This window comes from Ruegeria sp. SATB027 (genome assembly GCF_059613825.1).
In genome coordinates, this window is record NZ_JBXWTH010000019.1 from 1 (window position 1) to 23,773 (window position 23,773).

At 59.9% G+C, this 23,773-nt stretch carries 21 protein-coding genes; 5 read left to right on the plus strand and 16 right to left on the minus strand.

From position 1 onward, the window contains the following. Positions 1–93: 93 nt before the first annotated feature. From AC2FPW_RS03680 to glyA, 5 genes are all read right to left on the minus strand, one after another. Positions 94–516 carry a universal stress protein gene (locus tag AC2FPW_RS03680; protein WP_496812590.1) on the minus strand — a complete coding sequence of 141 codons (423 nt, stop codon included), beginning with the start codon at positions 514–516 and terminating at the stop codon, positions 94–96. 81 nt (positions 517–597) lie between these two features. Continuing rightward, positions 598–1,971: an alanine/glycine:cation symporter family protein gene (locus tag AC2FPW_RS03685; protein ID WP_480488771.1), complete on the minus strand. Its 1,374-nt coding sequence runs from the start codon at positions 1,969–1,971 to the stop codon at positions 598–600. A gap of 25 nt (positions 1,972–1,996) precedes the next feature. Further along, a complete protein-coding gene (gene lipA / locus AC2FPW_RS03690; RefSeq protein ID WP_480488769.1) occupies positions 1,997–2,941 on the minus strand; it encodes a lipoyl synthase in 945 nt (314 codons plus the stop codon). Between the two features lie 14 nt (positions 2,942–2,955). Then, positions 2,956–4,338: a dihydrolipoyl dehydrogenase gene (gene lpdA / locus AC2FPW_RS03695; RefSeq protein ID WP_496812591.1), complete on the minus strand. Its 1,383-nt coding sequence runs from the start codon at positions 4,336–4,338 to the stop codon at positions 2,956–2,958. Positions 4,339–4,349: 11 nt separating this feature from the next. Beyond that, the gene (gene glyA / locus AC2FPW_RS03700; RefSeq protein ID WP_480484282.1) at positions 4,350–5,603 is read right to left on the minus strand and encodes a serine hydroxymethyltransferase; all 1,254 of its coding nucleotides are present in this window, start codon (positions 5,601–5,603) and stop codon (positions 4,350–4,352) included. 146 nt (positions 5,604–5,749) lie between these two features. On the opposite strand from glyA, the gene AC2FPW_RS03705 reads away from it, so the two are divergent. Next, on the plus strand, positions 5,750–6,352 hold the full coding sequence (locus AC2FPW_RS03705) for a helix-turn-helix domain-containing protein (protein WP_480484283.1): 603 nt from the start codon (positions 5,750–5,752) through the stop codon (positions 6,350–6,352). A gap of 67 nt (positions 6,353–6,419) precedes the next feature. Here the strand turns inward: AC2FPW_RS03705 and AC2FPW_RS03710 are convergent, their stop codons facing one another. Then, positions 6,420–7,367 carry a GlxA family transcriptional regulator gene (locus AC2FPW_RS03710; protein WP_496812592.1) on the minus strand — a complete coding sequence of 316 codons (948 nt, stop codon included), beginning with the start codon at positions 7,365–7,367 and terminating at the stop codon, positions 6,420–6,422. An 80-nt stretch (positions 7,368–7,447) separates the two neighbouring features. Between AC2FPW_RS03710 and AC2FPW_RS03715 the strand changes: the two genes are divergently transcribed. The 4 genes from AC2FPW_RS03715 (at position 7,448) to AC2FPW_RS03730 (ending at position 11,955) form a co-directional block, all read left to right on the plus strand. After that, positions 7,448–8,608, plus strand: coding sequence for an acyl-CoA dehydrogenase family protein (locus tag AC2FPW_RS03715; protein ID WP_496812593.1), 1,161 nt, complete (start codon positions 7,448–7,450; stop codon positions 8,606–8,608). A 2-nt stretch (positions 8,609–8,610) separates the two neighbouring features. Further along, the gene (locus tag AC2FPW_RS03720) at positions 8,611–10,626 is read left to right on the plus strand and encodes an acetate--CoA ligase family protein (RefSeq protein ID WP_496812594.1); all 2,016 of its coding nucleotides are present in this window, start codon (positions 8,611–8,613) and stop codon (positions 10,624–10,626) included. Positions 10,627–10,629: 3 nt separating this feature from the next. Beyond that, the gene (locus AC2FPW_RS03725; RefSeq protein WP_496812595.1) at positions 10,630–11,409 is read left to right on the plus strand and encodes a carnitinyl-CoA dehydratase; all 780 of its coding nucleotides are present in this window, start codon (positions 10,630–10,632) and stop codon (positions 11,407–11,409) included. A 75-nt stretch (positions 11,410–11,484) separates the two neighbouring features. Then, positions 11,485–11,955, plus strand: a complete 471-nt coding sequence (locus tag AC2FPW_RS03730; RefSeq protein WP_496812596.1) for a hypothetical protein — start codon at positions 11,485–11,487, stop codon at positions 11,953–11,955. Here AC2FPW_RS03730 and AC2FPW_RS03735 read toward each other — a convergent pair. The 10 genes from AC2FPW_RS03735 to napG all read right to left on the minus strand — a co-directional run bounded on the left by AC2FPW_RS03735 (position 11,946) and on the right by napG (position 23,773). After that, positions 11,946–13,016, minus strand: a complete 1,071-nt coding sequence (locus AC2FPW_RS03735) for a polyprenyl synthetase family protein (protein WP_496812597.1) — start codon at positions 13,014–13,016, stop codon at positions 11,946–11,948. The genes AC2FPW_RS03730 and AC2FPW_RS03735 overlap by 10 nt on opposite strands. 4 nt (positions 13,017–13,020) lie before the next feature. Next, complete coding sequence (locus tag AC2FPW_RS03740) at positions 13,021–15,144, minus strand: hydroxysqualene dehydroxylase (RefSeq protein WP_496812598.1); 2,124 nt, start codon at positions 15,142–15,144, stop codon at positions 13,021–13,023. Further along, positions 15,137–15,961 carry a DUF3237 domain-containing protein gene (locus tag AC2FPW_RS03745; protein WP_496812599.1) on the minus strand — a complete coding sequence of 275 codons (825 nt, stop codon included), beginning with the start codon at positions 15,959–15,961 and terminating at the stop codon, positions 15,137–15,139. Before AC2FPW_RS03745 ends, AC2FPW_RS03740 begins: the two co-directional genes overlap by 8 nt. A 14-nt stretch (positions 15,962–15,975) precedes the next feature. After that, entirely contained in the window at positions 15,976–16,860 is an 885-nt protein-coding gene (locus AC2FPW_RS03750) for an encapsulin (protein WP_496812600.1), read from the minus strand. A 52-nt stretch (positions 16,861–16,912) separates the two neighbouring features. After that, positions 16,913–20,113 carry an adenylate/guanylate cyclase domain-containing protein gene (locus AC2FPW_RS03755; RefSeq protein ID WP_496812601.1) on the minus strand — a complete coding sequence of 1,067 codons (3,201 nt, stop codon included), beginning with the start codon at positions 20,111–20,113 and terminating at the stop codon, positions 16,913–16,915. Positions 20,114–20,597: 484 nt separating this feature from the next. Then, positions 20,598–20,855: a hypothetical protein gene (locus AC2FPW_RS03760; protein WP_267363546.1), complete on the minus strand. Its 258-nt coding sequence runs from the start codon at positions 20,853–20,855 to the stop codon at positions 20,598–20,600. A gap of 13 nt (positions 20,856–20,868) precedes the next feature. Beyond that, entirely contained in the window at positions 20,869–21,561 is a 693-nt protein-coding gene (locus AC2FPW_RS03765) for a NapC/NirT family cytochrome c (protein WP_496812602.1), read from the minus strand. Positions 21,562–21,590: 29 nt separating this feature from the next. Next, on the minus strand, positions 21,591–22,028 hold the full coding sequence (locus tag AC2FPW_RS03770; protein WP_209507029.1) for a nitrate reductase cytochrome c-type subunit: 438 nt from the start codon (positions 22,026–22,028) through the stop codon (positions 21,591–21,593). A 12-nt stretch (positions 22,029–22,040) separates the two neighbouring features. Then, on the minus strand, positions 22,041–22,958 hold the full coding sequence (napH, locus tag AC2FPW_RS03775) for a quinol dehydrogenase ferredoxin subunit NapH (protein WP_496812603.1): 918 nt from the start codon (positions 22,956–22,958) through the stop codon (positions 22,041–22,043). Then, entirely contained in the window at positions 22,955–23,773 is an 819-nt protein-coding gene (gene napG / locus AC2FPW_RS03780; protein ID WP_496812604.1) for a ferredoxin-type protein NapG, read from the minus strand. The genes napH and napG overlap by 4 nt, the downstream gene beginning before the upstream one ends.

A 23,773-nucleotide genomic window follows, 5' to 3' on the forward strand; every position in this document is an offset into this window, starting at 1 on the left:
CACCCGGCAAAATCAACCATCTTGCCGCCCAACTCAACGTGAAGCCCAAAAAGCGGCGTGCGTCTAATCTCGGTCATTGATCCAACCTTTCACTCAACGGGACTGGTCGCGAACAACCATGACGGTGCAATGCGCGTTGCGCACGACACGGGCCAGGTTCGGACCGATTTCATAATTCGGAAAATCACCCTTGGTCGAGGCCATGACGATCAGGTCAAAGCCGTTCTTGTAGGCGCGCTTGAGGATTTCACGGTAAACGCTGCCTTCTTCAACATGGATAGGCACGTCCGATGCGTTGCCATGATCCAGAATGGCCTGAACCGCATTTCGCACGTGGTCTTTGGCACCGGCACCATAGTTTGCGGGAAGGTTCGGCAGCTGGATGATCTCGGGGATAACGGCAACCGCATGCAGCTCAGCCCCGTAGAACCTGGCCTGTTCCAAGGCAACTGGCAGGGCATTCTTCCACGAACGGTCGTCGGTGTGATCAATGGGCAGCAGGATTTTCGTGGCCATCACGTCTCTCCTCGAGATATGGAACTCTGTTTTTAAAGGCGGGGGGCCGGAATGGCCCCCCGGTTTCAAGTCAGACCAAGCTTATTCGGCAGGCGCGCCGCCCGGCTCTTCGGACTTGCCGCCCGAGGCGAAGAACTCTTTCGTCAGCTTGAAGACGATCGGGCTCAGCAGGGCCAGGGCGATCAGGTTCGGAATGGCCATCATGGCGTTCAGCGTGTCGGCCAGTAGCCAGACAAAGCCCAGATCCGCGGTTGCACCGAAGTAGATCGCGATGATCCACAGGATGCGGTAGGGAAGCAGGGATTTCACGCCCAGCAGGAACTCGACGCATTTCTCGCCATAGAAGGACCAGCCGAGGATGGTGGTAAAGGCAAAGATCGACAGAGCGATGGCGATGATCGACCCGCCGATACCCGGCAGAGTGGTCTCGAACGCCAGCGAGGTCAGCGCCGCACCGGATTCCCCCGATGTCCAAGCACCTGACGAGATGATCGCCAGACCGGTGATCGAACAGACGATAATAGTGTCGATGAACGTTCCCAGCATCGCGATCAGGCCCTGGTTGACCGGGCCTTTGGTCTCGGCTGCCGCGTGCGCGATCGGAGCGGAACCCAGACCCGCTTCGTTCGAGAAAACACCCCGCGCCACACCAAAACGGATGGCGGCCCAGACGGCTGCACCTGCGAAACCACCTTCGGCGGCTGATGGGGTGAAGGCGTAGGTGAAGACCAGCGACAGCGCATGACCGATGTTGCCGATGTTGATGATCAGGACCAGCAGTCCGGCAACGATATAGGCAATCGCCATGAACGGAACCAGTTTACCGGCGACCGCACCGATACGGGTGATACCACCCAGAATAACAGCGGCGGTCAGAACCATCAGAGCGACACCGGTGACCGAGGTGTTTACTCCGAAATTCGATTCCAGAACCTGTGCAACACCATTGGCCTGCACGCCGTTACCAATGCCAAAGGCCGCAACTGCGCCAAACAGGGCAAAGGCAACACCCAGCCACGCCCATTTCGCGCCCAGACCGTTCTTGATGTAGTACATCGGGCCGCCGACGAAGTTGCCCAGCTCGTCCTTTTCGCGGTATTTCACCGCGCAGACAGCCTCGGCATATTTGGTGGCCATGCCCACCAGGGCGGTCATCCACATCCAGAACAATGCGCCCGGACCGCCCAGGAAGACAGCAGTGGCAACACCGGCGATGTTCCCCGTACCGATGGTGGCCGACAACGAAGTCATCAACGCGTTGAACGGGCTGATCTGCCCTTCGCCCTGACCTTCACGGCCTTTGAACAGCAGGCTGAAGCCCGTGCCAATGCGCAGGATCGGCATGAACTTCAGTCCGACCTGCAGGAAGAAGCCGACGCCAAGGATGAGAACCAGCATCAGCGGCCCCCACACGACGCCATTGATGGCCCCTACGATTGAATTTAACGCTTCCATGGATTCCCTCCCATTTGCGTTTGGTTTATGCCCCTTTGGCGATAGCCCGCTGGCGGGCCTGCCTGAGAGCAGCGAAATCTTCGTCCGCATGGAACGACGACCGGGTCAGCGGGGTTGCTGACACGTGCAAAAAGCCCTTGGACCGGGCAATCTGTTCCAGCTGGGCGAACTCTTCCGGTGTCCAGAACCGGTCAATTGGATGGTGTTTCGGGGTTGGTTGCAGATATTGGCCAACGGTCAGGAAATCGACCTGCGCTGCACGCAGGTCATCCATGACCTGACGCACATCCGCGAGTGTTTCTCCCAGGCCCACCATCAGGCCGGATTTGGTGAATAGTTCCGGATTGGCGCGCTTGGCATCATCCAGCAGCCGCAGCGACGTGTAATACCGCGCGCCAGGACGGACGGTCGGATATAGGTGCGGCACGGTCTCCAGATTGTGGTTGAACACGTCCGGTGCGGCGTCAAAGACTGCCTTGGCGGCGTCGCCCTTGCCCAGAAAATCGGGGGTCAGAACTTCGACCGTGGTGCCGGGGTTTTGGTGGCGTACCGCCCGGATGGTCTGGGCAATATGCTCGGCCCCGCCATCGGCCAGATCGTCGCGATCGACCGAGGTGATGACGACATGGCGCAGGCCCAGCTTCCTGACCGCCGCTGCAACGCGACCGGGTTCGAAAGCGTCCAGCGCGTCGGGGCGGCCAGTCGATACGTTGCAGAACGAACATCCGCGTGTGCAGACCTCGCCCATAATCATCATGGTTGCGTGGCGCTTGGACCAACACTCGCCGATATTGGGGCAGGCCGCCTCTTCGCAGACCGTCGCCAGATTGTGATCCCGCATCAGGCGCCGGGTTTCGTAATAGGCGGAGCTGTCGCCTTTTTTCTTGCGTATCCACTTGGGTTTGCGCGGAATGACGCTGTCGGCCTTTTTGGCTTTTTCCGGGTGACGTGGTCTAAGCTGGATGGTCATCTGGCTGGTCCCCGCTACGCGTGAATTGCCCGGCCCATGGCGTCAAGGCAGGCTTCTTTCACAGCCTCGCCCATCGCCGGGTGGGCATGGCAGGTGGCTGCGACCTCGGCGACGGTGATGCCCTTGGCCATGGCCAGAACCAGCTCGCCAATCAGATCTCCCCCATGCGCACCGCAAATATGCGCGCCCAAGATCTTGCCTTCGGAACTGGCCAGCACCTTGACGGCCCCGTCGGTCTCGCCGGTCGAGCGCGCCCGCGAATTGGCCATGAAGGCAAACTTCCCGACCACGTATTCAATGCCCGTTTCTTGCAAGGCTTCTTCGGTCAGCCCGACCGAGGCGACCTCGGGGTCGGTGTAAACCACGCCGGGCACGGTATTGTAGTCAACATGTCCCGCTTCGCCTGCCAGCATCTCGACACAGGCAACGCCATCCTCTTCGGCTTTGTGCGCCAGCATCGGCCCTGGAACGCAGTCGCCAATGGCATAGATGCCGGGAACAGAGGTACAGAATGTGTCATCCACCTGAATAAATCCGAGCGGGTCGCAGGCTATCCCCAGTTCTTCCAGCCCCAACCCGCGCGTTACCGGTCGGCGTCCGACGGCGATCAGAACCTTGTCGGCCTCGATCACCTCTTCCTTGTCTTTGCCAACCCGATCCAGAGCAAGCGTCAATCCGGCCGCGGTCTTGTTGACGGATTTCAATGCCCGACCAAGCTGGAACTTCAGGCCGCGCTTGGCCAGCGCCCGCTGCGCCAGTTTTGCAATCTCGCCATCTATGCCGGGCAGCACACGGTCCAGATATTCGACGACGGTGACTTTCGCGCCCAGACGCGCCCAGACCTGACCAAGTTCCAGACCGATCACACCTGCGCCCACCACCACCAGATGATCCGGCACGCTTTCCATCGCAATCGCGCCGGTCGAACTCAGGACGTCCTGCTCATCAATCTCGATCCCCGGTAGCGAGGTAGGTTCCGACCCGGTCGCGATCAGAATGTTCTTTGCCTCATAGATGTCAGCGCCAACCTTGATCTGCCCGACTGAAGGGATGCTGGCCCAACCTTCGATCAGGTCAACGCCGTTCTTCTTGAACAGGAATGCGATGCCTTTGGTCAGGTCGCCCACGATCTTGTCCTTGCGCTCCATCATCGCGCCGACATTGATGCTGGCCCCCTCGACCGCAACACCGTGGGAGGAGAGATGTGCAAGCTCGGCATATTTGGCCGAGGAGGTCAGCAACGCTTTGGAGGGGATGCACCCCACGTTCAGACAGGTGCCGCCAAGAGCGCCGCGCCCTTCGACGCAGGCAACTTTCAGTCCCAGCTGAGCCGCGCGGATCGCGGCAACATAACCGCCCGGTCCGCCTCCGATGACAATCAGATCGTAGGTGTTCATTTCGCGCACTTTCAGTAGATCGGGTGGCTTGCGCAAAGCGCGCGAACCTTTTCGCGGGTTTCTTTTTCGATGGCCGCGTCGCCTTCGGGCGACTGCGCCAACGCGTCCAGAACATCGCCGATCAGATGGCCGATCTGTTTGAACTCTTCAGGGCCAAAACCCCGGCTGCACCCGGCGGCAGTGCCCAGACGGATACCGCTGGTGATGGTGGGCTTCTGGGGATCGCCCGGAACGCTGTTCTTGTTACAGGTGAACCCGGCACGTTCCAGCGCGGCCTCGGCATCCTTGCCGGTCACACCGATCGGGCGCAGATCGACCAGCATCAGGTGGTTTTCGGTGCCACCCGAAACGATGTCACATCCGCGCGCCATCATGACATTGGCCAAAGCCGATGCACTGTCGACAACGCGCTGCATGTATTCTTTGAACTCCGGCTTCAGCGCCTCTCCGAATGCAACCGCCTTGCCGGCGATCACATGCATCAGCGGGCCACCTTGCAAGCCCGGGAATACGGCAGAGTTGATCTTTTTCGCCAGCGCTTCGTCATTGGTCAGAATGATCCCGCCCCGCGGGCCGCGCAGTGTCTTGTGGGTGGTTGAGGTGACGATATGCGCGTGCCCAATGGGCGAAGGGTGCAGGCCAGTTGCGACCAGACCCGCGATATGCGCCATGTCCGCCAGCAACCACGCACCAACTTCATCTGCGATCTCGCGGAAACGGACAAAGTCGATCTTCTGGGAATAGGCCGATGCGCCTGCGATGATCAGCTTGGGCTTTTCCGCCCGGGCCAGCTCGGCCACCTGGTCGTAATCGATCAGGCCGGCTTGGGTCAGACCGTATTGTACCGGCCGGAACCACTTGCCGGATTGGGCAGGTTTTGCACCGTGTGTCAGGTGCCCGCCCGCATCCAGCGACATGCCCAGGATGGTGTCACCGGGGCTCAGCAACGCCAGTTTGACCGCCCCGTTCGCCTGAGCGCCGGAATGGGGTTGAACGTTGGCGTATTCACAACCGAACAGCTGTTTCAGCCTTTCGATGGCCTCGACTTCGACCTCGTCGACATATTCGCACCCGCCATAATAGCGGCGCGCAGGATAACCTTCGGCGTATTTATTGGTCAGGACCGAGCCCTGAGCCTCGATCACAGCTTTCGAGACGATGTTCTCGGACGCGATCAATTCAATCTGTTCCGCCTGACGTATTCCTTCGCGCGCGATCGACGCGGCGATTACCGGGTCAGCCTCATTCAGCGACGTTTTGAACATTATCCCCTCCTCCGGTTCCGAATCCTCAGTACGAAACTTTGTTTCCAATAGTGGAAAATGATCCAACAAGGCAACATAAATCTCTTATTCAAGAAGTTGCGTATGTATGGGAAAACCTGTAGCCTTTGAAAAACAGGGGGAAATCCATGGTCGATGAAAGCCAAAACGATGTTTCCGGGTTGGAAGAACCGGATGAAGGCGAGGCTTTGGGCCGCTCCATTCGCGATGCGCGACGATCAAAAGGCTGGACTTTGGAAGAGGCTGGCCGTGCTGCGGGTATTGGTCGGTCCACTCTGTCCAAGATCGAAAACAACCAGACACGGCCCAGTTTTGAAATCGTGCGGCGCCTGACGCAGGCGCTCGACATGAGCACGCCACAGCTGTTCCTGCAATCGGGTCAGTCGGGCATCTCGGGTCGCCGCGATTTCACCCCAAAAGGCGAGGGGGAATTCAAGACCACGCCCACCTATCATCACGAACTGCTGTGTTCTGAACTGACCAGCAAACGGATGCTACCCTATATCGCAACGATCAAGGCGCGGGATGTATCCGAGTTCGACACCTGGATTCGGCACTCTGGCGAAGAATTCATGTATGTACTCAGCGGTGAGCTGATTTTCCTTTCCGAACATTACCGACCCCTGCCCATGAAGGCGGGGGATTCACTGTATTACGACAGTGGAATGGGCCATGGCTGTATCTCGACCAGCGACGAAGACGCCAGGATTCTGTGGGTTTCGCTGGAGTGATATCAGAAAACCGCATGCATTATTGCAGGTTGTGAAAAGCAACAAACGGCTTCCCGCCAGTCCGGGCTCAGCGCCCCGACAGGTTTCCGTTTCGAAATGCGGTCGGCGTTTGACCGAATTCGGCCTTGAACGCGCGGGTCATGGCGCTGGCGTTTTCATATCCACAGCGCCCCGCGATCTCGGCGATGGATTGTTCCGTATCCTCGGCCAGATTGCGCGCGCGGTTCAGGCGCAGACGCCGGTACAGCGCTTGCGGAGTTGTTTTCAATTCCGCCTGAACACGCGTTTCGAGCCTTTTCTGTGAACATCCGATTTTCCGGGCCACGCTTCGGACTGACAGCGGTGCTTCAAGATGCGCCTGCATGACGGTCAGCGCACGATTGACCAGCGTGTCCTCGGATTTAAGAGGCAGGTCATAATGGCCACGCCCGTTCCGGCTCATGAACAGGTGCTCAACCTCCATCGCCAGCAGCGGGCCGTGATCCCGGCGGATAAGGGTCAGGGCCAGATCGAAGGCTGCCATGGCCCCGGAACAGGTCAGCCGGTTGCCGTCGATGACGAACCGTTCCTGCACGGCCTCTACCGCCGGAAACCTTTCCTCGAACCGCGAAAATTCGTCCCAATGAATGGTTGCCCTGTGGTTATCCAGCAATCCCGCGCTGGCAAGCAGCCAGCTTCCCGTGTCCAGCCCGGCCAGGTGCTTGTGTTTCTTGGCCGCTGCCAGCACGGCACGCATGGTCGACCGCGTATCCAGCTTCAGGTATCCATATGACGGCATGACAACAAGAAAATCCCCCTGTTGATCGCCGATGGCCCCGTTCGGGGTGACGACAAGGCCGCTTGAGCTTTGAACAGGGTTGCCGTCAAGCGAACAGAAGCGCCACGCATATAACGCCTGCCGCGACAGGGTGTTTGCCGCCCGCAACGGTTCGACCATGTTCGCAAGGCAATGGTTCGAGAACCCGTTGAACAGCAGGACATTGTACTGCTGCGTTAATATTTTCGAATTTGGCATGAAACTGATCTATCTCTGCATGCCGCGACCATGAGCGATGGCGTTTGGTTGGTCAACCACCGATCCAGGGAACACGCGCCATGCAGTTTGGTCTGACAGAAGAACAGGACATGATCGTTTCGACGGTCCGCAGCTTTGTAGAAAAAGAAATCTACCCGCATGAAGACGCGGTGGAACGCAGCGGAACGGTCCCGCTGGAGCTTGGCAATGAGATCAAGCAGAAATGTATCGATCTGGGGTTCTATGCTTGCAACTTCCCCGAAGAAGTGGGTGGCGCGGGCCTGTCGCACCTGGATTTTACACTGGTCGAGCGTGAGCTGGGTCGTGGGTCGATGGCGCTGACGCATTTCTTTGGCCGCCCGCAGAACATCCTGATGGCCTGCAGCGATGAACAGCGCGAACGCTATCTGCTGCCTGCTGTGCGCGGGGAAAAGATGGACGCGCTGGCGATGACTGAACCGGATGCCGGATCGGACGTGCGCGGCATGAAATGTCAGGCGGTGCGCGACGGTGGCGACTGGGTCGTCAACGGATCGAAACACTTCATCTCGGGCGCGGAACACGCGGATTTCTTTATTGTATTCGTTGCCACCGGCGTGGATGAGACCCCGAAAGGCCCCAAAAAACGCATCACCACTTTCCTGGTGGATCGCGGCACACCGGGCTTTGAAGTGCGCGACGGCTACAAATCCGTCAGCCACAGGGGTTATAAAAACTGTATCCTGTATTTCGACAATTGCCGCCTGTCCGATGCCCAGGTTCTGGGCGAGGTCGATGGCGGCTTTGCGGTGATGAACGAATGGCTCTACGCGACCCGCCTGACGGTTGCGGCCTTCTCGGTCGGTCGTGCGCGGCGCTGCTTTGATTATGCGCTGAACTACGCCGCCGAGCGCAAGCAATTCGGCCAGCCCATCGGCAAGTTTCAGGGTGTCGGCTTTCAGATTGCCGACATGATCACCGAGATTGACGCCGCCGACTGGCTGACCCTTGCCGCTGCTTGGCGTTTGGATCAGAACCTGCCCGCAAACCGCGAGATCGCCTCGGCCAAGCTCTATGCCTCCGAGGCATTGGCGCGGGTCACCGACACGACGCTGCAAATCTTCGGCGGCATGGGCCTGATGGATGATTTCCCGATTGAACGGTTCTGGCGCGACGCCCGGGTCGAACGGATCTGGGACGGCACCAGCGAGATTCAGCGCCACATCATCAGCCGCGATCTTCTGCGTCCGCTGGGCGCCTGACCATGACCAAAGACCTGACCCGGCTGCTGCGCCCGAAATCCATCGCTGTCATTGGCGGCGGTGCATGGTGCCAACAGGTTATTCTGCAATCCGAACGCATGGGATATGCCGGTCAGATCTGGCCGGTCCATCCCAAGGCTTCGGACATTGCGGGCCACAAGGTTTATGGGCATATCGAAGACCTGCCCAACGCACCTGACGCGGTTTTTATCGGTATCAACCGCCACGCCACGATTGAAGCGGTTCAAGTCCTGTCCAGCATGGGTGCGGGTGGCGCTGTCTGCTTCGCCTCGGGCTTTTCCGAGGCCGTGGCCGAGGACGACACCGGCGGGGATTTGCAGGATCAACTGATCGCAGCGGCCGGTGACATGCCCATTCTGGGCCCGAATTGCTATGGCTTCATCAACGCGCTGGACGGGGCATTGCTGTGGCCGGATCAGCACGGGGCTGTGCCCGTCGACAAGGGCGTGGCGGTCCTGACGCAAAGCTCGAACATCTCGATCAACCTGACCATGCAGAAACGCGGGCTGCCGATTGCCTATATGGTCACCTGCGGAAATATGGCTCAGACCAGTCAGGCGCAAATCGCCTCGGCCCTGATCGATGACCCGCGCGTGACTGCCGTGGGCCTGCATATCGAAGGCTTCAAGAACATCCGCGAGTGGGAGGCGCTGGCCGCCAAAGCCCATGCAAAAGGCATCCCTCTGGTCGCCCTCAAGGTCGGCGCATCGGAACAGGCGCAGACGGCAACCGTTTCCCATACCGCATCTCTGGCGGGCAGCGATGCCGGGGCGCAGGCGCTGCTTGACCGGCTTGGCATTCCGCGCGTTTCGGCACTGCCTGACTTCCTTGAAACGCTCAAACTGTTGCACTGCTACGGGCCGCTGCCGGGGGGCAACATTTCCTCGATCAGCTGTTCGGGGGGCGAGGCGAGCCTGATTGCCGATATGGCCGTCGGCACGGGGTTGCAATTTCCACGGCTGAGCGGTGAAAAGCTGACCCGCCTGCGTGACGCGCTCGGGCCCATGGTCGCGCTGAACAACCCGCTGGATTATCACACCTATATCTGGCGTGACGAGCAGGCGATGACGCGGGCCTGGTCGGGCATGACGGGTGACGATATCGACATGACATTCTCGATCGTCGACTACCCGACCACCGACTCCACCGATTGGGCCTGCGCAACGCAGGCAGCGCTGAACGTACGGGCAGAAACCGGCGCCCGGTTTGCGATTGTCGCCACCTTGCCGGAACTTTTGCCGGAAGACATCGCGCAACAGCTGATGGTCGGGGGTGTTGTCCCCTTCATGGGCCTGCGCGAGGCGCTGTCTGCGACCCGCGCCGCAGGGCAGGTCAAGGCCCCATCCGCAGCGCCCGTTTTGCAACCGGGCATGATGGAACCAACCCAAACCCTGACCGAAGGCGCCTCGAAGGCGGCGCTGGCGGAATGCGGCCTGCGTATCCCGCAGAACCGGACGGTGCGGGGCGCGGAAGCTGCCCGTGCCGCAGCGGACCAGATGGAAGGCCCGTTTGCCGTCAAAGGTGTCGGGCTTGCGCATAAATCCGAACACAGCGCCGTTCGGCTGGGCATCCGGGCCCAGGACGTCGCGGCTGTCGCGGCAGATATCGGCACCGAAGACATCCTGATCGAGGAGATGGTCACCGGACCCGTTGCCGAACTTCTGATTGGCGTGGTGCGTGATCCCGCCCATGGGTTTGTTCTGACCCTTGGGGCAGGGGGCGTGCTGACCGAACTGCTGCGCGACACGGTATCCTTGCTGGTGCCCAGCCCGCCCGAAGACATCCGCTCCGCCCTTAGCCAATTGAAGATCGCCCCGCTGCTGGCGGGCTATCGCGGTCAACCGGCGGCTGATATGGATGCGGTTGTTGCCGCGGTCGAGGCCGTTCAGACCTATGTCATGCAAAATGCCGACACGCTTGGCGAGGTCGAGATTAACCCGCTCCTGTGCACGCCGGACAAGGCCGTTGCCGTGGACGCCCTGATAAGAAAGGCCTGAGATATGGACCCGATCAAAACCCGCCGCGATGGTTCGATCCTTGAGGTTACGTTGGACCGCCCTAAGGCAAACGCGATCGATCTGATCACCAGCCGCAGAATGGGCGAGGTCTTTGCTGAATTCCGCGACGACCCGGACCTGCGCGTGGCCATCCTGACCGGCGCTGGCGAGAAATTCTTTTGCCCCGGCTGGGATCTGAAAGCTGCCGCCGACGGCGACGCGGTGGACGGAGATTACGGCGTCGGCGGGTTCGGAGGCCTGCAAGAGCTGCGCGACCTGAACAAGCCCGTGATTGCCGCCGTCAACGGTATCGCCTGCGGCGGCGGGCTAGAGTTGGCCTTGTCAGCAGACATGATCCTAGCAGCTGACCACGCCACTTTTGCTTTGCCGGAAATCCGCTCGGGCACCGTTGCGGATGCCGCCAGCGTCAAACTGCCCAAGCGCATCCCCTATCACATCGCGATGGAGCTGCTTCTGACAGGCCGCTGGTTTGATGCCGAAGAAGCCAACCGCTGGGGTCTGGTGAACGAGATTGTCGCCGCTGATCAGCTGATGGACCGCGCGTGGGACCTCGCCCGCCTGCTGGCGTCAGGGCCGCCGCTGGTCTACGCGGCCATCAAGGAAATCGTACGCGATGCCGAAGACGCCAATTTTCAGGACGCCATGAACCGCATCACCAAACGGCAACTGCGCAGCGTGGATGTCCTCTATTCCAGTGAGGACCAGCTTGAAGGCGCGCGTGCATTTGCCGAAAAACGTGATCCGGTCTGGAAAGGCAAATAATAACGCGGTGTGTTTGTCGCGCGGATCCGGCAAATTTCCCATTTACTGATCCGCGCCACAGGTGCACAGTTAGGCATGCCTTATTTCGAACGAAAACCATACGTTAGCACGCCACTTCCGGTCAGCCCGATCGCGCCGCAGCCGGATGCGCAACCGATCTCGGACATTGCCCGCCGCGTGCTTGGGGCTGAACGGGGCACGCAACAGCCGGTTGAAGGGCCATTTGCGTGCCGCAAAACCTGCCACCCCGGCGGCACCGCGACCATATTGCTGTCCTTTGACGCACCAAATGGTGGCGGGCCTGTCGCACTACAGTTCGAACCGGGTGACCTGATCAACCGGAACGGCGACACTCTTCCGGCAAACCGGGTCAATGTTGTCCCCCCGCGAATCCAGTTAAACCCCGGTGAGTCAACAGATGTTGCCGTCATTGTAACCGTGCCGGATCTTGCCGATCCCGGCGAATATCACGGCCGGATCGCCTGCACAGGCACAGTGCAAACCTCGATCATCGTGATGTATGAGGTGGCGGGCGCTCAAACCTGACGGGTTACGAGATAGTCCATGAAATGACCCAGAAACGCGCGCGGCACCTCTTCGGTGGCTGCAAAAACCTGCGCAAACTCCTGACGGGCCGAGGCCAGCAGGTCATTGGCCGCGTCCTGAGCGTATCGGATGCAGCCATAATGATCCATGCGATCCAGAACCCAGCCCACATCCTGCGTCGAGCGGCTGTCGCGCGGGTTTGACAGCATATCCGACAGGCGCGCCTTTTCGGGCTCATCCGCCTGCAGGCTAAGCCGCCCCAGCATCAGCGTGCGTTTGCCTTCGTAAATGTCCCCGCCGATCTCTTTGCCATATTTGTCCTGCGAACCCACGAGGTTCAGAACATCATCCTGTATCTGAAACGCGGCCCCCAGAAAAAACCCAAACGCGTTGAAATCGTCCAGATTAAGCGCGCCTGACGCGACATCATGTGGCCGGGCAATCAGCGCTCCGATGCGCATGGGGTGAATGAAGCTGTACCAGCAGGTCTTTTTCAGACACATCGTCAGATAATCCGATGCATCCACGTTCAGCCGGTTGTCCCGTATCCAACCAAGCTCCAGCGCCTGACCTTCAATGGACTGCTGCAAAAGGTGATCAAACTCGTCCACCACGCGCATACCGGTTTCAGGGCCCAGCGGCCCAAGGTTCTGGCGCAACAGGCGCAGGGCCAGCGATTGCATCCCGTCACCGGTATTGATCGCCAAAGGGACCCCAAGACGCTTGTGCATACATTCGCGCCCGCGCCTGAAATCGCTTTGATCCTCGATATCGTCATGGATCAAAAACGCGTTGTGCAGCAGTTCAAGAACGGCGGCTGACACCCTCGCGGTTTCGCTGTCACCGCCGAAAGCCTCGCAGGTGGCCAGCAACAGCGCGGGCCGCAACCCCTTGCCCGAGGTTTCGATGTAATCCCGCATCGGCCCGTACAGATAGGCCTGCGGCTCGCCCGTCGGCAGCATCTGCAAAAGCGTCTCACGGGCCCGATCCCCGTATGAGGTCAGCGTTTTCAGAAAATCCTGCTGTGCCGCAGGATCCAGATGTGCTGTGCCAGTGGCCACAGGGTCATCCCTTCTGGGTGATGATCACACGGGTTTTGGTCTCGTTCCTGCCCGTCTCGGCAAGGTTTGGTCCGGTTGCGGACAAAGGTGAATCCGTCAGCGGCAAGGCTTTGGACAATACCCCCGTCTGGCCGCTGTCCCGGCCCAGATCAAAGGCAACATCCTCTGCAATCTCCTCTCCGGGGATCGGAAGATCAGCGGTCGGCTCGTAGGCCACCATCAGGTCAAACAGCTCTTTCGGAGGGCAGATCATGCGCAACGCGTCCGCAATCGCTGGGTCTTCGGTAATCCCGCCGGGTTTTGAATATTCCGTAGCCGGTTTCGCAATGACGGCAAGCGGCCCTTCGCCGCCACGCTCAACACCCACTGCATCCTGTCCCATCCTCAGCGCGGCTTCGACCGCAACCGCAAACCGGTTGTCCCAGGGCAGGCCGGCCTGATAACGGGCAAAATCATAGGCGCGCAGCGGTTTCAGGATATCCGGCTCGTGCAGATCCCAGATCTGGCAGGGCTCAGCTTTTGATCCGCCGCGTTGCAGGATGGCGTTGACCGCCCGGCGTGCCGCTTCGTTCGCCCCTTCCATGGTGGCAAGGTCGGTGTAGGTGCGCACATAATCCGATGCCAGCATGAAGTTCGGGATCAACGTGGCCGCCTCAGGACGCAACCGCCAGCTGTTGATGCGGTTGACCAACAGCGGCTCCACATTGGTTTGGCGCTTGGGGTCGTTGGGATCCTGCACAATATCCGGATCAAGGAACCAGTAATGCATGTCCTCGTCGCGCAGGACGGTCTGGCCATCCACGTTGACGCTCCGCTTGAGCTGTTCCCAAACCTCTTGCGCAATCTCCTCGCGGCTGCAATCACGCGCGGTTTTTCCGTTCAGGCCCGGCTTGTCCCATTCCGAAATATCTATTGAAAGCAAACCCTTGGTCTTGCCTTCTGCCCAGTTTTCAAAGTTGATGGCCGACCAGAACTGTTTTTGCGAAACCGCGGTCAGGGCCCATGGGCTGTCAATGAAAATGACATGGCCGTGCGTCAGTTCAACATCCTTGGTCAGATAGAACTGAATTCCGTTCATCCATTGCACATCTTCGGCCAGCAGGGGCAGCTTGGCCAGAGACGGGTCGATTGCCGTCATCGCAGGGGTGATCAGGGGCGCGATCCGTTCGATCGGCATCGCACTGATGAACCAATCCCCGGTGACCTGCTTTTCTTCGCCATCCTGTTCAACCGTCGCGCTGACGATGCGGCCATTCTGGCAGTCGATGCCCGTGACCTTTGAGTTGAACTTGTACACGACCCCCTTGCTTTTGAGGTAATCCAGCCACGGCTGTATCCAGACAAGGTTGGTGGGACCGTTCAACAGCCGGTTGCCATGCGGCTCGGGCGTCGCGATACCCAGTTGAAGCTGAACGGCAATGTCGCCCACCGTCTTTGTACTGGCAGTTGTCGCCTTCGCGGCCACCAGCGAACGGGTCAGGCCAATGGCCAGAAACTTCTGATACGCTTCCGAGCGTTGTTCGGCACCGATGAAATCCCACCACCCGATGCGTTCATATTCGTCGAACCGGCGTTCCTTGCAGGATGTCGCGATGCGCCACATGCAGGCGATGAAATGTTCGACATCCTCATAGGCGATCTGGTCCCGGGGCGAGAGCGTGAATGCAACCGTCTTGAGCGCGTCGGCCACGTCTTTCAGCGTGCGGGGGAACCGTTCGGGAACGATGATGCCTGGGTCGTCAAACTGGCTGACCAGAACCTGAGTGGTGGACACCAGATTATCATAACAGGTGCCTTTGCCGTAATAGGGCGTGCGCGCCATCGTATCGGTGATATGGCGGTAGAAATTCGGAAAGAACCGGAACCCGTGCTCGCCGGGCAACCAGGGGCGTTTCACGCCTGGAGGATAACTGGCACCGTCCATCTCGGCCCATTGTTCAAGCGCCTTGATGTGTTTCGCCTTGGACCCGTGATCGCCTTCGCCCTTCATCACGGGGATGCTGCGTGCCTTACCGCCGGGGATCAGCTGGCGCTCGTGAATCTCGACCTCGTACCCGCGCTCGATCAGCTCATGCGCGGCGCTCATTCCGGCCACGCCACCGCCCAATATGACAACCTTTTCAGCCATCGGATGTTCCTTTCGCGGAATAGACGTCAAAGCGCAGAGTGATATCGGACAGGCTGGCTTCGCCGATGCCGAACCCCTGCAACCTGTTCATCCAGGCATAATTCGGGTTTGACGTCAGGTATCGCGGCGCAAGCCGGACCGGGGCTGAGGCGGGCAGAGTGCCCTTCGCCAGCCCGGCATACCCATCTGGGCCAAAGTCACACACGCCGGTATCTTCAAACAGGATCGGCGCACCCCCTTCAACGGGTTGAATAAGCGCTCGGGCGTGCAAAAGCCCAACTCCGTCGGACCGCACGCGCATCCAGTCGCCCCCCAGCGGATCGATCGTCCCCTTCAGATGAGGCCCTTCAACCGTTCCGCCCTCTTTGATCCCGAAATGCAGCCAGATGCCGTCCGGTGTTTCCCCCGACGGATAGAACTCGTCGGTGAACGGCACCACAAACCTGCCCACATGTTCAAGCGCGGGCACTTGCGTGACTGGCTTTGCCGGGCTTGGCAGCGCAGGTTCGGGGGCCTTTCCGGGGCCGGGATCATATTCGCGACCACCGGTCGTCAGCACCGGTCGCCAGGTCAATGTCTTTTCCTGGGTCACAGATGGCAGCATGGCTGCAAACTGCTGAAACCCGGTCTTGGGGTCGCAATGCAAGGGCCAGCCGCGAATGGCGCGTTCGGGGCCACCATCTTCGGAACAGATCACACGCACCACGTCATGCGAAGACACGGCGGGTCCGGCTTCGATCAGCACCCGATTAAGCCCATTTTCGTTGATCAGCTCGGACCAACGCAATGTCACGCCCCGGTCTGTAAACTCCCCCATGACCAGATCTCCGGTCAGCACGTAATGGTGCAGATCGCCTGTGCTTCTTTGATCCTCAGGTGGAACTTCTGCTGCACGCGGAAGATGTGCTCACCGTCAGACGAGGTTTGCAGATACTTCACCGCGATATCCGAAGGCACGACAATCTCGACCGGCGCGCCTTGCAGCGATACAAGTGCTGCCTTGTTTGCAGGAAGGGTGCCCGATCTCAGCAGCGGGCCGTCAAGGAACGGAAGAATACTGTCACGCGGCAGCACCATCGAGTTTTCGATCGGCGTGGTAACGGCCTGAAACAGTCCGTTACCCATCACGCAGGCAAAAGGTCCGAGGTATCCGTGCGCTTCCAGTTTGTTGATGCCCGCAACCACGGCCTCGAATACTTCAGGGCCGGAACAGGGCTTTTTCTTCCCGTTGATCGAAATGGACTGACCTTCGCCAGCCTCCAGCAGCCCCGGATATTTGCCGCCACCGCTGACGGTATAGATCGGCGGCAGATCGGCAGGTGCGCCACCGGCATGTTTGGGGGCTTCGCTGCTGCCTGGCTGGCCGTTGAAAACGATGTCATCCTCGACCTTGGCCACGACGGCGGCGGCCCGGCGGAACATGATCATGGCCGCAGCCAGTTCCGGATCAGCCACCTGCGCGCCTTTCAGGTAGACGTTGACGGAAACCGTCGTCAGCCGCAGGGTGTCATGATCATTCACTTCCAGACGCTTGGCCGCGCCTGATGCGTTGTCGACCAGACCCAGCTTGTTCAGGGGAACAGATTGCGTGTCCGCAGGCAGCGGCCCATAAAGCGGCAGAAAGCTCGCAGCCACCCGCGCACGCAGCGCCTCATCATGGACCGCCTTGTTAACGGCATTCCACTGTTCGGTGTTCCAATCCAATGCATCGGTCATTGTAAATCCCTCTTGGTGATGCTGCCCTGTTTGGCCGGGCAGTCCGTCTCGTTCATTCGGCTTTCGTCAAACTGTCCAGAAGTGCCCCGGCGCGTTGTTCCTGAACAACGGCACCACATTCGCGGGCAAGCGCCAATGCCAGTTCACCCTCGGCAATCGCGCTGTCCCGATCACCCTTGGCAGCAAAGGCTTTGGCCCGCACGCGGTGATATTCCGGTTTGTTCAGCGTTTCTCCTCGTTCCCAACCGGGGGTACACACGGTTTCAAGCCGGTCCAGGGCCTGATCAATATCCCCGTGATCGATCATCAACTCAGACAGAACAATCTGATTCTGCGGAAAAGTAAAGTTTCCACCAGACTTGGAGATCAGGTTCATGCAGGCCTCGATATGGGCCGGAACGCCCTCGATGTCTCCTTTTCCCGCCTGTGCAAGACCCATGTAGATATCCTGCATGGCGTGAAGATACAGGAACCCTTCCTCGTCGGCGATCTTGCGGGCTTCCTTCATGGTCACATCCAGCCGGTCCCACTCGCCCGCGTAGGGCAGGAACATGCTGCACGCGCCCATGATGTAGACAAGGTTGGGTGCGTGGTTCAGTGCCCGGCTGACGTCGATGGCTTTCAGACGTGCGGCCTCCGCCTCATCAAACTTGCCCTGCTGCCACAGAAGGCACCCCTGAATGGCCAGCAAAGACGCCGTGGTCGAGGATTGGGTCATCGGCATCATGGCCATGTCCAGCTCGGGCGTAATCAGGGCAAAGGCACGGTCAAGCTGCTGCTCGCAATCCGCGAATTCCCCGCGGAAGTAATGCGTGAAACTCAGCGCGCGGGCCGCCAGCACGTTGGCGACAGGGTCGCCGCTCATACCGGCCATCGCGTCCAGGGCCTGTCCCATTTCCATTGCGCGGTTCATCTGGCCCGCGACAAAGAAATTGGTCCAGCGGCAGAAGGTGGCCGCGAAAAGGGTTTCTCCATCGCCCAATGCATGGGCAAGCTCCATCGCGCGGGCGGCTGTCTCTCCGACCTGATCGGAGGACCATCCATAGATCGCCATGTAAGCTGGCAGGATATTCATCTGCACCCGAAGCTCGAATCCGTCACGCTCGGCATTGGCGGGCATCGTTCCGATATTGCGCAGTGCCGCGCGAAACGCCGAGATCGCAGGCAGGTTCGCCAACCGCGTCAGGGCTTGTTCGCCTGCCGTAAACCAGTTGGACACCGCCTCATCCTTCAACCCGCCATGGTCGCAGTGATGCGCCACGGTATCGGGGGCGGGGTTCCCGAATGCGTTATGTCCGGCCAGCAAGGCCCGGGCGATTTTCAGATGAACCTTCTGCCGGTCTTCGCGCAGCAGCGAGTTATAGGCCGTATCCTGAACCAGCGCGTGGTTGAACGTGTAGGTGGCCGTTCCGGCTTCGCCCGTGATCAGCACGACCCCGGCCGCCATCAGCTGCATCAGCGCGCTTTCCACATCCATGTCTTCCTGCGCCACCGCCTGGATCATCGCCGAGGTGAAACTGCGCCCGATAACAGACCCAAGCTGCGCAATGGGCTTGGCGTTTTCCATCCGGTCAAGACGCGACATCAACGAATCCTGAAGGGTTGCGGGGATACTCAGGGCATCCAGAACCTCGGCGTTGATCGGCGCATCTTGCGGCAGCTGGTCCAGAACCGCCTTTGTCATCTCTTCGATGTAAAGCGGCACGCCATCGGCTTTCTCGACAATCTGCCTGATCAGGATGACCGGCAAACTGTACGGCTCGGCCACGCGCCGGACCAGTTCCGAGGCTTCACTGCCGGCCAGAGGCGTCAGATCGATGCGCGCCGCGCGGCCCTCGTAATGCTCTGGCGGCTCATATTCAGGGCGATGCGACAGGACCACAAGTATCGGGAACCCGTCCAGTCCTGATGCCAGCGCCTCCAGCACGTCCAGCGTGGTTGCGTCAGCCCAGTGCACGTCTTCCACCACCAGCAACAAGGTGCCGCGCCTGTCACACAGGCTGCCAAGGCTGCGCAACAACACGTCCAGCGACTTGCGGGCCTTTTTCAGGGGGTCGGGATCCGGCGCTGCGCCCGTTTCGACCCCGGCCATATCCAGAAGAACAGGCAAATCCGCGTCGCTCAGACGAGAGGCGGCCTGAACAAAATCGGAAATCGCGCCCCGGATGCTGTCATCGGACTTGTCGCCTGAGACACGCCTCAACTCTCCCACGATCGGGTGAAGCGGAAGGCTGGCCAGATGCGGAATGCACTGCAAGGTAAAGGGTTTGACGCCAATTGTTTCAGACAGGGACTTGATCAACCGCGATTTGCCAATGCCTGCGGCGCCACCGACAAACGCAAACCTGCCGGACCCCGCCTGTGCATCTTTCCAAAGCTGCGTCAGGACCGAAAGATCGTCGCCCCGGGCGACAAGATCAACAGCTGACTGTCCGACACGCGCATCGAACCGGCTGGTCGCGACGCTTTCGGAAATTGCGCGATAAACGGTGCGCTGATTGTCAAACCCTTTCAGGTTCTGGCTGCCACGGGGCTCGAACTCGAATGCGCCCTGTGTCAATCGCCACGTCTCTGCGGAAACGATCACTTCACCCGGCTCGGCCAGACCTTGCAGGCGGGATGCAAGGTTCGCGGTTTCACCGACCAGAAAGTCCTGCGACCCAAGACTTGTCGACGAGACCACCCCCACAACAACCATACCGGTGGCAATTCCCGCGCGCAGATCCAGTTTTTCGCCAAACCTGTTTTCAAGGTTTTGTACGGCTTCGATGGTTTCCAGCACGGCGCGAACGGCGCGTTCGGCATCGTCCTCCATGGCTTTGGGATATCCGAAATAGACCATGATCCCGTCGCCCTGCCTGTAGGCCAGATGACAGCCATGCTGTTTCAGGGTGCCGATCGCCGTATCCAGATACAGATTCATGATCTGCATCAGGTCTTCCGGGTCATACCGCTGGGCCAGCTGCGTCGACCCCACGAGATCGCAGAAAACCAGCGTAAGCTGCCGCCGTTCGGCTTCGGACCTAAGCTCCTGCCGGGTCGATGCTTCCTCAGATTTCAGACGGGCCTGCGCCTTGCGAAACCGTTTCCGTTCGCCAACCGTCAACCCCAGATCACGCAGTTCGGGATCTGTCAGCTCGTCCAGAATATCATCATCCACGCCTTCCTGCCGAAACAGGGTGGCATGGTTTTCCAGATCAGCCAGTTGAAGAACTTTTGAGATACGCGGCGATGCCTCAAGGACCCCCGTCATCGTTCTGCGCCCCCGCCCATTTTTTTTCCCCCCTTATTCCCCTCAAAACATATTGTATTTGTATAAGCAAAAATAGAGAGGAATTTACGTTCTATCCACATGACGCAGGGGCACCATTGTTAACTTGTTATCTGCTGTGACAGATGTCGTATCGAATTTCCACTCCACTTTGAATTTTTCTTGCCAAATCATTGGCTTTCGGTTTCATGTTGATTTTTCACGCGCGATTTCGGGCCTGGCCTGCTGCCTTGCCGCGCAAAATGGGAACGGGTGTTTTGCCCTTGGCGCTAGGGCCTCGTGCGCTTTTGTCGAAGTTGTGGAAATGCGAAAACCAGATCCTGCCGATTTTCGTTGCCGCCGCGCTCTTTAAACGCTTCCGTTACGTCAATGGACGTGTCGCGCGCGGTACAAGCACCCGCTTTGGCGCTGGAAACGTGACCCGGCAGGATACCGGTTCCACCAATGGGCAGAACCGGTGTCTTCTTCAGACGGTTGCGCCTTTCAGGCGGATGGCAGTGCCAAGGCTGCCCGCGCAAAGCCCGACCAGAACCGAGATGCCCAGTTCCAGCGCTTCCACATGGGCAAACTGAAAGCCGGCGAAAACCAGCGTTTCCAGAATGCCGACACCGGCCCCCAGTGCCGCGCCCAACCACAGCTTGCGGGTCATCATTCCAAGCGCCAGTCCCAGTATGCCGGGCAGGCCCAGGACATTGGCGCCGATTGTTCCAAGTAAGTCTAACATGTCTGCCCCCACCCTAATTCGAGCTGTTGTTCAGAAACGCGCGGATGTCGCTGCCCGAGGCGGAAGCATGTTCCTGAAGAACCACGCCCTCCACGGCCTCGCTTATCTTCTGGTACTGTTCCAGATAGTTCGCGGGCAGATTATGCGCGATGCCCTGATGGCAATCGATGCATGTCATGCCGGTGTCGATGGCGCGCTGGTGTTCCGACGCGGCGCGGGTTTCCTGAATGGTAAAGTCCATGTAGTCAAAGTTGTGACAGTTGCGGCATTCACGGCTGTCCGATTCCTTCATCTTCTTCCAGACGGCCGAAGCCATGCTCAGGCGATGCTCTTCGTACTGCTCGGGTGTGCTGATGGTTCCGGCCAGCTCATGATAGACGTCTTTGACGGCCATGATCTTGGCTTTGATCTTGTGGCTCCATTCATCCGGCACGTGGCAGTCGGAACAGATCGCGCGAACGCCGGAATGGTTGTTGTAATGAACCGTTTCGCGATACTCGCCCAGGTTGGTTTCCATCGTGTGGCACGAGGTACAGAATTCTTCGGTATTCGTCAGCTCAAGGGTCCAGTGAAATCCACCCCAGAACAGGATACCGGCCAGAAATCCGGACAGGACCAGAAAGCCTGAACTGAACAGCACCGTCGGCGTCCAGATCGCGTTCCAGAGGCGACCAAGCAAGCCGCGGTTTTCAGGAGAGTCGGCCATATCGGTGCTCCTTTCAGTCTTGCGTTGGATCAATTGCCGGCGGAGGGCTGGAACACGTTGTCGACCAGCGGTGGGGCGTCGGCCTGCGGTACGTGGCACTGGTTGCAGAAATACCGGGTTCCGGCGATCCGATCCAGTTCGCGGCCTTCGCGGTCCAGATAATGGGTCATCGACAGCGTCGGCGCGTTGCGGTCACCGGCTTTGGTCCAGTCATGGCAGGACAGGCACTGGTTGGTACGGATGTCGATCTGGTACTGTTCGACCGAATGCGGGATCACTGGCGGCTGCTGCCGGTAATTGCGCTGCTGGCGCCCTTCGACATTGCGGTGGATCTGGTCCAGCGGCACCGGCTCATCCACATCCGCACCGCGCAGGGATTCAACCTGAGCAGATTGCGCGAGGGCCCATCCGCTCAGCAATAATACGGGTAGAAGGGCAATTCCGCCTGTAACGATTGATTTTTTCATCTTGGCACTCCCCTAGATAGGTCTGGCGGCGCGCGGCTCGGGCGCGGCAACTGGATCGGAAGGTTGGACGACGTGGTCGTCGAACCGGTGAGTAAAGGTAAAGACGTCGACCGCGCAGACATCGATGCAGCGGCCACAATTCGTGCAGTCGGGTGACAGGATCAGCGGGGTACTTCCCGGCTTACCCTTCAGCGCGGGCGAGATCACCTGATTTTCCGGGCAGACCGCGTAACAATCCATGCAGTCGTCGCAGGCGGCGCGGTTTGTGGCGCTGATCCGCAGCAGGCTTTTTGCTCCGATCAGGCCATAGAACGCGCCCACCGGGCACAGGTGTCCGCACCATCCGTGGCGCGAGACAAAAACGTCAAAGACAAAGATGGCGGCGATCAGGGCCCAGACAAAGCCCATTCCAAAGACCAGCCCGCGATGCAGCATGGTAATCGGGTTGATCAACTCCCACGCGATCATTCCGCTCAGACCCGAAACAAGCAGGACGGTTGCCAGAATCCACAGGCGCGTCCCGCGCTTGGGTTGCCAGCCTTTCGGCAGGTCCAGCTTGCGGTGCAACCAATTGGCCGCGTCCGTCACCGGATTGATCGGGCAGACCCAGGAACAATAGACACGGCCACCAATCAGCGCGTAGACCACCAGAACGATCAGCCCACCGATCAGCGCGGTCATTTCGGGCCAGTGGCCTGCAACCATGCTCTGCATCAGGATGAACGGATCGGTCAAGGGCAGCACGCCCAGCGTCAGCGACCCGGCCAGCGTGCCCTGAACGACCCAGATGCCGAACCATGGGCCCAGCAGAAACAGAACCAGAAAGAACAGCTGGCTTGCCCGGCGCAGCAGCAGATAGCGATGCGCGCCGATCCAGCCCTTGCTGGCGATGGCCTCGTGACCTGTGGGCATATCTGTGCGGGCGCTCATTGTCCCACCCCCGGCAGATCATATCCCGGTGCAAATCCGCCGGGCGTGGCCAGATTGTCCGTGCCCGGTCCGGGCAAACGGTCCGGCAGATCGATGATCCCCTCGACCACCGGCGCGCCTTTCGCGGCCTTTTCTTCCCAACCCTTGCGGTAATGCTCTGCCGAACTGCCCCGCGCCAGCCGGGCAGGCAGCACCTTGATGGCGGCCTCGGGCAGAACACAGCTTTTCTCGCACATGCCGCAGCCGGTGCAGCGGTCGGCGTGGACGGTCGGGATGAACATCGCGTGATGGCCCGACCGCGTGTTGTGCGTGGTGTCCAGTGTGATCGCCTCGTCAATGACGGGGCAGACGCGGTAACAGACATCGCAGCGCAACCCGAGGAAGTTCAGGCAGTTCTCCTGATCGACCAGAACCGCGACCCCCATCTTCGCATCGTCGATATTGTCCAGCGAGGGGTCCAGTGCCCCGGTCGGACATGCAGCGACGCAAGGGATGTCGTCGCACATCTCACAGGGAATATCCCGGGCGGTGAAATATGGGGTTCCCGTCGCTACCGCGTCCGAGCCTAACTCGGCCAGTTTCAACGTATCGTATGGGCAATCCCGCACGCATAATCCGCAGCGGATGCAGGCCGACAGAAACTCCTTTTCCGGCAGCGCGCCGGGCGGGCGCAAAGCCTCGGCCGGCAGGGCGCGGGCGTCGCGGGCCAGATAGGCCAGCACCGTCCCGGCGACCACGCAGCCGCCCGCCGCCCGCGCCGAATCCTGCAGGAACCGGCGCCGCTGCGGCGAAAGGGGTTTGTCGGCAAAAGACAT

What these genes read in the sequence shown, in the direction of transcription:
- AC2FPW_RS03725 (WP_496812595.1), top strand. Translation starts at nt 10,630, where the DNA reads ATGGACCCGATCAAAACCCGCCGCGATGGTTCGATCCTTGAGGTTACG.
- AC2FPW_RS03765 (WP_496812602.1), bottom strand. Translation starts at nt 21,561, where the DNA reads ATGGCCGACTCTCCTGAAAACCGCGGCTTGCTTGGTCGCCTCTGGAAC.
- AC2FPW_RS03710 (WP_496812592.1), bottom strand. Translation starts at nt 7,367, where the DNA reads ATGCCAAATTCGAAAATATTAACGCAGCAGTACAATGTCCTGCTGTTC.
- napG (WP_496812604.1), bottom strand. Translation starts at nt 23,773, where the DNA reads ATGTCTTTTGCCGACAAACCCCTTTCGCCGCAGCGGCGCCGGTTCCTG.
- AC2FPW_RS03720 (WP_496812594.1), top strand. Translation starts at nt 8,611, where the DNA reads ATGACCAAAGACCTGACCCGGCTGCTGCGCCCGAAATCCATCGCTGTC.
- AC2FPW_RS03740 (WP_496812598.1), bottom strand. Translation starts at nt 15,144, where the DNA reads ATGGCTGAAAAGGTTGTCATATTGGGCGGTGGCGTGGCCGGAATGAGC.
- AC2FPW_RS03715 (WP_496812593.1), top strand. Translation starts at nt 7,448, where the DNA reads ATGCAGTTTGGTCTGACAGAAGAACAGGACATGATCGTTTCGACGGTC.
- AC2FPW_RS03680 (WP_496812590.1), bottom strand. Translation starts at nt 516, where the DNA reads ATGGCCACGAAAATCCTGCTGCCCATTGATCACACCGACGACCGTTCG.
- AC2FPW_RS03705 (WP_480484283.1), top strand. Translation starts at nt 5,750, where the DNA reads ATGGTCGATGAAAGCCAAAACGATGTTTCCGGGTTGGAAGAACCGGAT.
- glyA (WP_480484282.1), bottom strand. Translation starts at nt 5,603, where the DNA reads ATGTTCAAAACGTCGCTGAATGAGGCTGACCCGGTAATCGCCGCGTCG.
- napH (WP_496812603.1), bottom strand. Translation starts at nt 22,958, where the DNA reads ATGAGCGCCCGCACAGATATGCCCACAGGTCACGAGGCCATCGCCAGC.
- lipA (WP_480488769.1), bottom strand. Translation starts at nt 2,941, where the DNA reads ATGACCATCCAGCTTAGACCACGTCACCCGGAAAAAGCCAAAAAGGCC.
- AC2FPW_RS03755 (WP_496812601.1), bottom strand. Translation starts at nt 20,113, where the DNA reads ATGACGGGGGTCCTTGAGGCATCGCCGCGTATCTCAAAAGTTCTTCAA.
- AC2FPW_RS03760 (WP_267363546.1), bottom strand. Translation starts at nt 20,855, where the DNA reads ATGTTAGACTTACTTGGAACAATCGGCGCCAATGTCCTGGGCCTGCCC.
- AC2FPW_RS03770 (WP_209507029.1), bottom strand. Translation starts at nt 22,028, where the DNA reads ATGAAAAAATCAATCGTTACAGGCGGAATTGCCCTTCTACCCGTATTA.
- AC2FPW_RS03745 (WP_496812599.1), bottom strand. Translation starts at nt 15,961, where the DNA reads ATGGGGGAGTTTACAGACCGGGGCGTGACATTGCGTTGGTCCGAGCTG.
- lpdA (WP_496812591.1), bottom strand. Translation starts at nt 4,338, where the DNA reads ATGAACACCTACGATCTGATTGTCATCGGAGGCGGACCGGGCGGTTAT.
- AC2FPW_RS03750 (WP_496812600.1), bottom strand. Translation starts at nt 16,860, where the DNA reads ATGACCGATGCATTGGATTGGAACACCGAACAGTGGAATGCCGTTAAC.
- AC2FPW_RS03730 (WP_496812596.1), top strand. Translation starts at nt 11,485, where the DNA reads ATGCCTTATTTCGAACGAAAACCATACGTTAGCACGCCACTTCCGGTC.
- AC2FPW_RS03685 (WP_480488771.1), bottom strand. Translation starts at nt 1,971, where the DNA reads ATGGAAGCGTTAAATTCAATCGTAGGGGCCATCAATGGCGTCGTGTGG.